General features: G+C 75.4%; 2 protein-coding genes and 1 pseudogene. 1 reads left to right on the forward strand and 2 read right to left on the reverse strand.

The window, feature by feature from the left end; translation table 11 throughout:
* Nucleotides 1-168: 168 nt before the first annotated feature.
* Nucleotides 169-1227 carry an adenine nucleotide alpha hydrolase family protein gene (locus F4559_RS19445; RefSeq protein WP_184670680.1) on the forward strand — a complete coding sequence of 353 codons (1059 nt, stop codon included), beginning with the start codon at nt 169-171 and terminating at the stop codon, nt 1225-1227.
* A 182-nt stretch (nt 1228-1409) separates the two neighbouring features.
* On the opposite strand, the gene F4559_RS19450 is transcribed toward F4559_RS19445, so the two are convergent.
* Both F4559_RS19450 and F4559_RS19455 read right to left on the reverse strand, forming a co-directional pair.
* Nucleotides 1410-7211 carry a type I polyketide synthase gene (locus tag F4559_RS19450; protein ID WP_184670682.1) on the reverse strand — a complete coding sequence of 1934 codons (5802 nt, stop codon included), beginning with the start codon at nt 7209-7211 and terminating at the stop codon, nt 1410-1412.
* Nucleotides 7208-10252: pseudogene (locus tag F4559_RS19455) on the reverse strand (type I polyketide synthase); the annotation flags it as partial. The pseudogene F4559_RS19455 and the gene F4559_RS19450, both read right to left, overlap by 4 nt.
* Between the last annotated feature and the right edge of the window lie 32 nt (nt 10253-10284).

Raw genomic sequence — 10284 nt, forward strand, 5'->3', positions numbered from 1 at the left:
CGTCGACCCCTTACCGGGGAATTCCCCGTGTCCCTCACCCGATGGGTGGGCTGTGGTTGCGAGTGCTCTTCCGGTTCTGCTTCGGTTCGGACGACCGCCCGGAACGAAACGGAATGGGAAATCGCCATGGACGCCGCACGGACCGACACCGGCTGTTCCCGCTGCGGAATGCCGCTGACATTCGACGCGCTCGTGTCCGGGGTGCCCGGCGAGGCGGGGGTGTGCGGGCACTGCGCGACCGCCGAACCGGTGCCGGCCGCGCCGCAGGTCGACCGCTCGGCCCTGCTGGACCGGATCTTCGCGGTCTACCGCGGCGCCCCGGTCGAGCCCGGCGAGGGGTACGAGTCGGTGCTGCGGACGCTGCCGAGCGCGGGCGGCGACATCGACGGCGTCGTCCTCTACAGCGGCGGCAAGGACTCGAGCTGGATGCTCGCCGACCTGGTCCACCGCGGCCTGAAGGTCGTCGCGTGGATGCTCGACCAGGGCTACCAGTCGCCGGCCGCGATCGACAACGCCCGCTTCCTGTGCGACCGGCTCGGCGTGGACCTGGTGATCGCCAAGCCGGAACGCGAACCCATGGACAACCTGTTCCGCATCGGGTTCGGCATTCCCGACCAGGGCGACCCGGAGCTGGTGCGGTCGGCGATGACGTTCGGGTCCGCGTGCTGGCCGTGCTTCGCCACGATCTCCGCGCGGGCCACGGTGTTCTGCCGCGAGAACGACGTGCCGTTCTGCTTCGTGGGCACGCACAAGGGCCAGAACCGGGTCGGCGACGAGACCGCGATGGCGCAGACCTTCCTGCCGCCGCTGTCCGCCGCGGCGGACGGCTTCGTCGCACCGCTGCGCGACCACGCCCGCACCCGCGCGCCCGAGTCGGCCGACCTGCTCGACACGGCGCCGTCCCGGACGATCCTGGTGCCGTTCTACGAGTTCGTGCCGAGGCCCGCACGCGAGGACCTGATCGCCGACCTGGAGGCGATGGGCTGGCGGGTGCCCCGCAACACGGGGTCGTGCAGCACCAACTGCATGATCAACGAGTTGGGCTGCCAGGTCATGCGACACCAGTACGGGTTCGACGTCTACCAGGTGTTCGAGGCACACGAACGGCGCCTGGACCCGGAGGCGGGCCCGGTCCGTCCCGGCCCGCTCGACGAGGCGGCGGTGCGGCGCGGCGCCCGGCTGATCGGCCTGACGCCCGAGGAGGAACGCGCTTTCGGTCTGGCCTGACCGTTCGCGGACCACCCAGGCCCGGACGGACACCGGGTGGTCCGGACGCTCCGACCACTTCGGGCGGTTCCGGTGGTCCGACCGCTTCGGCCGGACCACCGCGCCGCCGGCCGCACACCCACCACACGACCGGACCACCGGCCCACGAACCACCCGCGGACCGGCACCCCGACCCGACCCGATCACCGGGCCGCCGGCCACTCGTCCACCACCCGCGAGGTCTCCGCCACGCACCCGCCGACCACGTCGAAGTGGTCCCCGGACACCTCGCGCACGGTCACCTCCCCCGGCCACTGCGCCCGCCACGCCTCCGGGAACCCCTCGACCGGACGGCCCGCCCGCACCAACAGCGTCGGCACAGCCGGCGGCCCGACGGGCCAGTCGAACCCGGTGTACCAACTGGTCGGCAGCAGCCAGTCCGGTTCACCCCCGCCCGCCGCCCGCGCCACCAGCGCCGGCAGCAGATCGGCGACCAGGTCCCCCTGCGCCGCCGGGTGGTAGGAGTCGAGCAGCACCAAGGCCCGCGGCCGCAGCCGCGCCGCGAGCGCGTAGCCGACCAACCCACCCGACGAATGGCCGACCACGACGAACGGCCGGTCGCCGACGCACGAGCGCACCGCCGCCTCGTGCGTGTCGAGCAGCACGTCCAACGACGCGGGCAACGGCTCGCCCGGCGCGAAACCGGGCTGGCGCAGCACGAACACGTCCCGCACACCCTGCCGCGACCGGGCGAAGCCCAGGAACGTCGACGGATCGGACGGTCCGAGGAACGACGTCAGGCACACCAACGGCACCTCGTGCGGCCCGTGCGCCACCCGGACCGGCGCGGACAGCGAGTCCGGCGGCGTGGTGTACGTCGGCAGGAACGAGGCCGCCGAGCGCAACGCACCGAACAGGGCCGGTACGCCGCCCGCCCGCGCCGCGTGCCCGAACAGGGACAGCAGCCTCCCGGTCGGCGCCGACGCCGGTGCCGCCACCGGCTCGGCGTCGAGTTCCTTGATCAGGTGCCGGGCCAGGTCCTCGGGCGTCGGGTGGTCGAACACGAGGGTCGCGGGCAGCAGCAGACCGGTGGCGTCGGCCAGCGTGTTGCGCAGTTCGACGGCGGTGAGCGAGTCGACGCCGAGTTCGGTCAGTCCGCCGTCGGGCGGGATCGCGTCCGGGTCGGCGAAGCCGAGCACCTCGGCGGCGGTACGCCGCACCAGGTCGAGGGCCACCCGGTCGCGTTCGGCCGCGGGCAGGTCGACGGACAGGTTCACGCGGTCGGCCGTCCGGACCCGTCGGGTGGCACGCCGGCCGGTGCCGAACGGCTCGGGCAGCGTCCCGGTGTGCCGCATCGGGACCAGGAACGACTCCGGCCGGGCCAGGGCCGCGTCGAACAGCGCCAGTCCTTCCTCCGCGGACATCGGCACGATCCCGGACCGGGCGATCCGCGTCCGGTCGCGCTCGTCGAGCGTGCCGGTCATGCCGCTGTCCGGCGCCCACATGCCCCACGCCAACGACGTGGCGGGCAATCCGGAGGCGACCCGGTGCGCGCACAACGCGTCCAGGTAGCGGTTGGCCGCCGCGTACGCGCCCTGCCCCGGCCCGCCGAACAGGCCCGACGCCGAGGAGAACACCACGAACGCCGCCAGGTCACCGGTCAGCTCGTGCAGGTTGCGGGCACCGTCGACCTTGGGCCGGAACACCCGGTCGAGGTGTTCGGCGGTGATCGAGTCGAGCACGCCGTCGTCGAGCACGCCGGCCGTGTGCACGACCGAGTCCACCGGGTGCTCGGCCAGCACGGCGGCGAGCGCGTCCCGATCGGCCACGTCGCACCGCACGGTCACCACCTCGACGTCCGTCCCCAGCTCGGCCGCGAGGTCCGCACAGTCCCTGCGGGACAACAGGACCAGTCGTCGCACGCCGTGCCCGGCCACCAGCCGGTGCGCGACCAGCCCGGCCAGGACACCGCTCGCACCGGTCACCAGCACCGTGCCGAGATCACGGCCGACGGGTTCGACCACACCGGCCGGCACCACAGACGGCGTGTGCACGCGGCCCGCGCGCACCGCGACCACCGGACCGGGATCACCCCCCGGCAGGACGCCGTCGGTGTCCACAAGGGACACCCGGCCGGGATTCTCGGACTGCGCGGACCGGACCAGCCCCCACGCGGCGGCCTGCGCCGGGCGGACATCCTCGCCCGCCACCGACACGGCGCCGCTGGTCACCACGACGACGTGCCGCGCACCGGCCAACCGGTCGCGCAGGTCGGCCAGAACGGTCGCGGTGGTGACGCGCGGGTCTTCGTCGTCGACGACCCGCACCACGTCGACCTCGCGGTCGACGTCGGCGGGTTCGGCGGGCGTCCAGACGAGCCGGCTCAGCCCGTCGGGCACGCGGGTCAGGTCCGGCAGCGGCCGGGTCACCAACCGCTCGACCGCCAGCACCGGCAGGCCCGCCGGGTCGGTCGCGGTCAACGCCATCCCGCCCGGCGTCGGCGTGATCCGCACGCGCAGGTCCGCGCGGCCCGACGCGTACGCGGTCACCCCCGTCCACGAGAACGGCAGTCCGTCCAACGCGGGCGCGTCGCCCTCGCGCAGGGCCGAAGCCTGCAACGCCGCGTCCAACAGCGCCGGGTGCACGCCGTAGTGCGCGGCGTCGGCGCGGTCCGGCGCCGAGAGTTCGGCGAACACCTCCTCGCCGACCTGCCAGGCCCGCCGCACGCCCTGGAACGCGGGCCCGTAGCGGAAGCCGCGCTCGGCCGCCTGCTCGTAGAAGCCCTCGGTGTCCAGCGGTCGTCCGTCCGGCGGCCAGGGCACCGGATCCACGCCGCCGGGACGGCGCGGCCCGAGCGTGCCCGACGCGTGCCGCACCCACTCGTCGCCGACGGTGTCGATCTCGATCGCGCGCCGGCCGCGCTCGTCGGGTTCGCCGACCCGCACCCGCAGCCGCACGCCCGCCTCCGGCACCACCAGCGGTGCGCCGATGGTCAGGTCCTCGACCCGCTCGGCACCGACCTCCGCGCCCGCGCGGACCGCGAGGTCGAGGAAGGCCGTGCCGGGCAGCAGCACCCGGCCGGCGATCACGTGGTCGACCAGCCACGGCGCGGTCGACGTGGACAGCAGTCCGGTGAACTCGACCGTGTCCGGTCCGTGCACGGCGGCGCCGAGCAGCGGGTGGCCGGCGTCGACGAGCCCGAGTCCGGCGGCGGCCCGCCGGGTCGACCCGGCGGTGGGCGCCAGCCAGTAGCGGCGGTGCCGGAACGGGTAGGTGGGCAGGTCGACCGTACCGACGCCCCAGGTCCGGGTGAGCGCGGCCCAGTCGGTGCGCCCGCCCGCGACGTGCCGCCGGGTCACGGCGGCGAGCAGCGTGCGCGGCTCGGACTGGTTGGCCCGCAGCACCGGCACCGCGCGGTCGGGGCCGAGCCGGTCGGCGACAAGGGCGGACAGCACCGCGTCCGGCCCGACCTCGACGACCGTGCGCACGCCGCGTTCGGCCAACGTGTCGACGACGTCGCCGAACCGCACGGCCGCACGCAGGTGCCGCACCCAGTAGTCCGGTGTGGACAGTTCGGCGCCGGCGACCGCACCGGTGGTGTCGGACACGACGGGGATCCGGGCCGGGTGCCAGTGGAGCCGTTCGGCCACGTGGCGGAACTCGTCGAGCACGGGCTCGACCCGGTGCGAGTGGAACGCGTGGCTGGTACTCAGCCTTCGGGTCTTGCGGCCCCGCGAGGCGAACACGGCGGCGGCGGCCACGACCGCGGCCTCGTCGCCGGAGAGCACCACGGACTCCGGTCCGTTGACCGCCGCGAGCGACACACCGTCGTCGAGCGCGTCGGCGGCCTCGGCCTCGGTCGCCTGGACCGCGATCATCGCGCCGCCCTCGGGCAGCGACTCCATGAGCCGGCCGCGCTCGGCGACCAGCCGGCACGCGTCGGGCAGGTCGAGCACCCCGGCGACGTGCGCGGCGACCAGGCCGCCGACCGAGTGCCCGGCGACGTAGTCGGGACGGATGCCCCAATCGCCCAGCAGCCGGGCCAGCGCGACCTCCAGGGCGAACAGCGCGGGCTGGGTGAACGCGGTCCGGTGCAGCCGCTCGTCGTCGCCGGCCAGCACCTCGCGCAGGTCGGGCACGTGCGGGTCGAGGTGGTCGAGCACGGTCTCCCAGGCGGTCGCGAACTCCGGCACGGCCGCCGCCAGCTCCCGCCCGGCACCGATCCGCTGCGCGCCCTGCCCGGTGAACGCGAACGCCGTCGACCCGTGCGTGCCGGCCGGTCCGGGTTCGAGCCCGTCGAGGGCCCGGACGAGTTCCTCGCGCGTCCCCGCGACCACCGCGACCCGGTGGCTCAGGTGTGCCCGGGTCGTGGCCAGGGACCGGGCGAGGACAGGCAGTCCGACGTCGCCCCGGGCCAGGTCGGCGACCCGGCCGAGCTGGACCCGCAACGCCTCGGCCGAGCGTGCGGACACCACGAAGGGCCACGGACCAGCAGGCGTCGGACCGTCCGCCCGCACCGCGTCTTCCCGCGACAGGCAGTCGGAGTCCCCTTGCACCGCTTCGGAAACGGCGCGAGCACCGTCCACTTCGGAGGCTTGGCGTCGCGGGGGCTCCTCCAGGATCGCGTGCGCGTTGGTGCCGCTCACCCCGAACGCCGACACGGCCGCCCGACGCGGACGCCCGGTCTCCGGCCACGGCCGGGTCGCGGTGACCAGTTCCACCGCGCCCGTCGTCCAGTCGACCTCCTCGGTCGGCACGTCCACGTGCAGCGTCGGTGGCACGACGCCGTGCCGCATCGCCATGATCATCTTGAGGACGCCCGCCACCCCGGCCGCCGACGCGGTGTGCCCGATGTTCGACTTCACCGACCCGAGCAGGCACGGTTCGGCCCGGTCGCGGCCGTAGGTCGCCAGCAGCGCACGGGCCTCGATCGGGTCGCCCAGCCGGGTGCCCGTGCCGTGCGCCTCGACCACGTCCACGTCCGCCGCGTCCAGCCCCGCCTCGCGCAGCGCCTGCCGGATGACGCGCTGTTGCGCCGCGCCGCTCGGCGCCGTGAGGCCGTTGCTCGCGCCGTCCTGGTTGACCGCGCTGCCCCGGACCACGGCGAGGATCTCGCGCCCGTGGCGCACCGCGTCCGAGAGCCGTTCCAGCACCAGCAGGCCGACGCCCTCGGCCCAGCCCGTGCCGTCGGCCCGGCGGGCGAACGGCTTGCACCGGCCGTCCGGCGCCAGCCCGCGCTGCCGGCTGAACTCGACGAACGCGCCCGGCGCACCCGCCACCGACACCCCGCCCGCCAGCGCGAGCGACGTCTCGCCGGACCGCAGCGAGCGGCACGCGAGGTCGAGCGTCACCAGGGACGCCGAACAGGCGGTGTCCACGGTGAGCGCCGGACCGGTCAGGCCCAGCGTGTAGGCGATCCGCCCGGACGCCACCGCCAACGCCATCCCGGTCAGCAGGTGGCCCTCCACCTGCGGCGGCGCGTCGAAGATCGGCGGCCCGTACGCGCTGCCCGTCACGCCCGCGAAGACGCCGGTCGCCGTGCCGCGCAACGACGTCGGGTCGATCCGGGCGCGTTCGAACGCCTCCCACGCGCACTCCAGCAGCTGCCGCTGCTGGGGGTCCATCGCCAACGCCTCGCGCGGCGAGATGCGGAAGAACTCCGCGTCGAAGTCGCCCGCACCCGCGAGGAACCCGGCTTCGCGCACGTAGCTGTGCCCGGACCGCTCCGGGTCCGGGTCGAACAGGTCGGGGTCCCAGCCCCGGTCGGTCGGGAACGGCGAGATCGTGTCCCGGCCGCGCGCGACGACCTCCCAGAGGTCCTCGGGCGAGGCGACGCCGCCGGGGAAGCGGCAGGCCGCGCCGATCACCGCGATCGGCTCGGCCGCCCGGCCCTCGACCTCGGCGAGGCGGTCCTGCACCCGGCCGAGTTCGGCCGCGGCGCGGCGCAGGTAGTCGCGGAGCCTGTGCTCGACGTCCATGGTCGTCCGTTCGTCGGTGGTGCTCACAGTCGGCTGTCCAGCAGGGCGAACAGTTCGTCGTCGGTGATCTCCGCGGCGTCCGCGGGCAGGGCGGGGCCGTCGAGTTCCGCGCACACCAGGTCGGCCAGCGCGGCGGGCGTCGGGTGCTCGAACACCACCGTCGAGGGCAGGCGCAGTCCGGTCGCCGCGTTGATCCGGTCACGCAGCCGGACGGCGGCGAGCGACTCGAAGCCCAGGTCACGGAAGGCGACGTCCGGGTCGACGCCGTCCGGCCCGACGTGCCCGAGGATCACGGCGGTGTGCCCGAGGACGAGGTCGAGCACGGCCGCGAGCCCCGACGGCGCGGCCGACGCGACGGGTTCGGGCACCTCCACCCGGGACACCGCCGGGACCCCGGAGTTGTCCAGCCAGTACCGGCGGTGCTGGAACGCGTACGTCGGCAGGTCGACCCGCCGCGGCGAAAGGCCCGCGAACACCGGCGTCCAGTCGACCTCGACCCCGTGCGCGTGCGCCTCGCCGAGCGCGGCCAGGAACCGCTCCGGGCCGCCCTCGTCACGCCGCAGCGTGGCGATCGCGGTGGCCGGCACGGCGTCGACGATCGACGGACCGAGGACCGGGTGCGGACTCGCCTCGACGAACAGCCGGTGCCCGTCGTCGGCCATGGCCCGCACCGCGCGGTCGAACCGGACCACCTGGCGCAGGTTGCGGAACCAGTAGTGCGCGTCCAGGGACCGGGTGTCGAGTGCGGTACCGGTCGTCGACGAGTAGTAGGGCACCTCCGACTCCTTCGGCGTGATGTGCCCGATGCGCGCGACGAGGTCGTCGGCCAGCACGTCGACGGCCATGGTGTGCGAGGCGTAGCCGACCGGCAGCCGCGAGGTACGCACGCCGTGCGAGGCGCAGTGCGCGAGCAGCGCGCCGACCGCCTCCGGCTCGCCCGCCACCACGGTCGAGGCGGGCCCGTTGACGGCGGCGACGGACACGTCGGCGGTGATCAGCGCGGACACCTCGTCGACGGGCGACGCGATCCACGCCATCGCGCCCGGCGCGGCCAGGTCCGCCAACGCCAGCGCCCGCACCGCCACCACCTTCGCGGCGTCCGCCAGCGACAGGGCGCCCGCCACGCACGCCGCCGCGATCTCGCCCTGGCTGTGCCCGACGACCGCGTCCGGCCGCACGCCGTGCGCCCGCCACAGCCCCGCCAGCGCGACCATCACCGCGAACAACGCGGGCTGCACGACGTCCACCCGCGCGAAGTCGGCGTCCTCCCGACGCAGCAGGTCGGACACCGACCAGCCCAGGTGCGGCGCCAGCGCCTCGCCGCACTCGTCGAGCAGGGTCGCGAACACCGGGGACCGCCGGGCGAGACCGGCCGCCATGCCCACCCACTGCGATCCCTGGCCGGGGAACACGAACGCGGTCCGGCCACCGCCCGCGACCCCGCGCGCGGCCTCGACCGGCCGGTCCGCCGCGAGCGCGTCCAGGTCACGGCGCAGGGTGTCGTGATCACGGGCGACGAGCACGGCCCGGTGCCGCAGGTGGGCCCGGGTCGTCAGCAGCGAGTGCGCCACGTCGACCGGCCGCCGGCCGTCCAGGTGGTCGCGCAGCCGGGCGGCCTGGGCGCGCAGCGCGGCCGGGCTGTGCGCGGACAACGCGAACGGCAACTCGATCGGTGGCACGGGCACCGGCGGCGGTTCGGGTTCGTCGCCCTGCTCGAACACCACGTGCGCGTTCGTTCCGGCGACCGCGAACGCCGACACGGCCGCCCGCCGCGGCCGGCCGGTCTCCGGCCACGGCACCGACGCCGCGGCCACCCGCAGCGCCCCCGCCGACCAGTCGACCTCCCGGGTCGGCGTGTCGACGTGCAGCGTGCGCGGCACGATCCCGGCCCGCATCGCCATGACCACCTTGAGGACGCCCGCCAGTCCCCCGGCCGCCTGGGTGTGCCCGAGGTTGGACTTCACCGACCCGAGCAGGCACGGCGTCGTCCGGTCCCGGCCGTAGGTCGCCAGCAGCGCACCGGCCTCGATCGGGTCGCCCAGCCGGGTGCCCGTGCCGTGCGCCTCGACCACGTCCACGTCGCCCGGGTCGAGCCCCGCGTCGGCGAGCGCGCGGCGGATCACCTGCTCCTGGGCCGGGCCGTGGGGCGCGGTCAGGCCGCTGCTCGCGCCGTCCTGGTTGACCGCGCTGCCCCGCACCACCGCGAGCACCGGGTGGCCGTTGCGGCGCGCGTCCGACAGGCGCTCCAACACCACCACGGCCGCGCCCTCGCCCGCGCCGAAGCCGTCCGCGCCGTCGGCGAACGCCTTGCACCGCCCGTCCGGCGCCAACGCGCGCTGCCGGCTGAACTCGACGAACACCCCCGGTTCGAACACGAGCGTCGCGGCACCCACCAGCGCCAGGTCCGTCTCGCCCGCCCGCAGCGACCGCCGGGCCAGGTGCAGGGCGACCAGCGACGACGAGCACGCGGTGTCGATCGTGAGCGCCGGGCCGCGCAGCCCGAGCGTGTAGGAGATCCGACCGGACGCGACGGCGGCGAGGCTGCCCAGGTCGAGGTGGCCCTCCAGGTCGGCGGGCACGGACCGCAGCCGGGCCGCGTAGTCGTGCTGCATCAGGCCCATGAAGACGCCGGTCTCGCTGCCGTGCAACGACTTCGGGTCGATGCCCGCGCGCTCCAATGCCTCCCACGAGCACTCCAGCAGCAGTCGTTGCTGGGGGTCGACGGCCGGCGCCTCGCGCGGCGGGATGCCGAAGAACCCGGCGTCGAAGTCCCCGGCACCGTCGAGGAACGCGGCCCGCCGCGTGTAGCTGCGGCCCGCCCGCTCCGGGTCGTCGTCGAACAGCGAGTCGAGGTCCCAGCCCCGGTCGGTCGGGAAGTCGGCCACCGCGTCCCGCTCCTCGACGACCATCCGCCACAGGTCGTCCGGCCCGACCACCCCGCCCGGGAAGCGGCACGCCATCCCGACCACCGCGACCGGCTCGGCCGCGCCCGCCTCCAGTTCGGCGAGCCGCTGCCGGGTCCGGTCCAACTCGCCGACCACCCGCTTCAGGTACGCGAGCAGTTCGTCCTCACTGGCCATGTCGGTCCCCTCGTGTCCTC

Origin of the sequence: Saccharothrix violaceirubra (assembly GCF_014203755.1) — a bacterium.
Lineage (GTDB): Bacteria > Actinomycetota > Actinomycetes > Mycobacteriales > Pseudonocardiaceae > Actinosynnema > Actinosynnema violaceirubrum.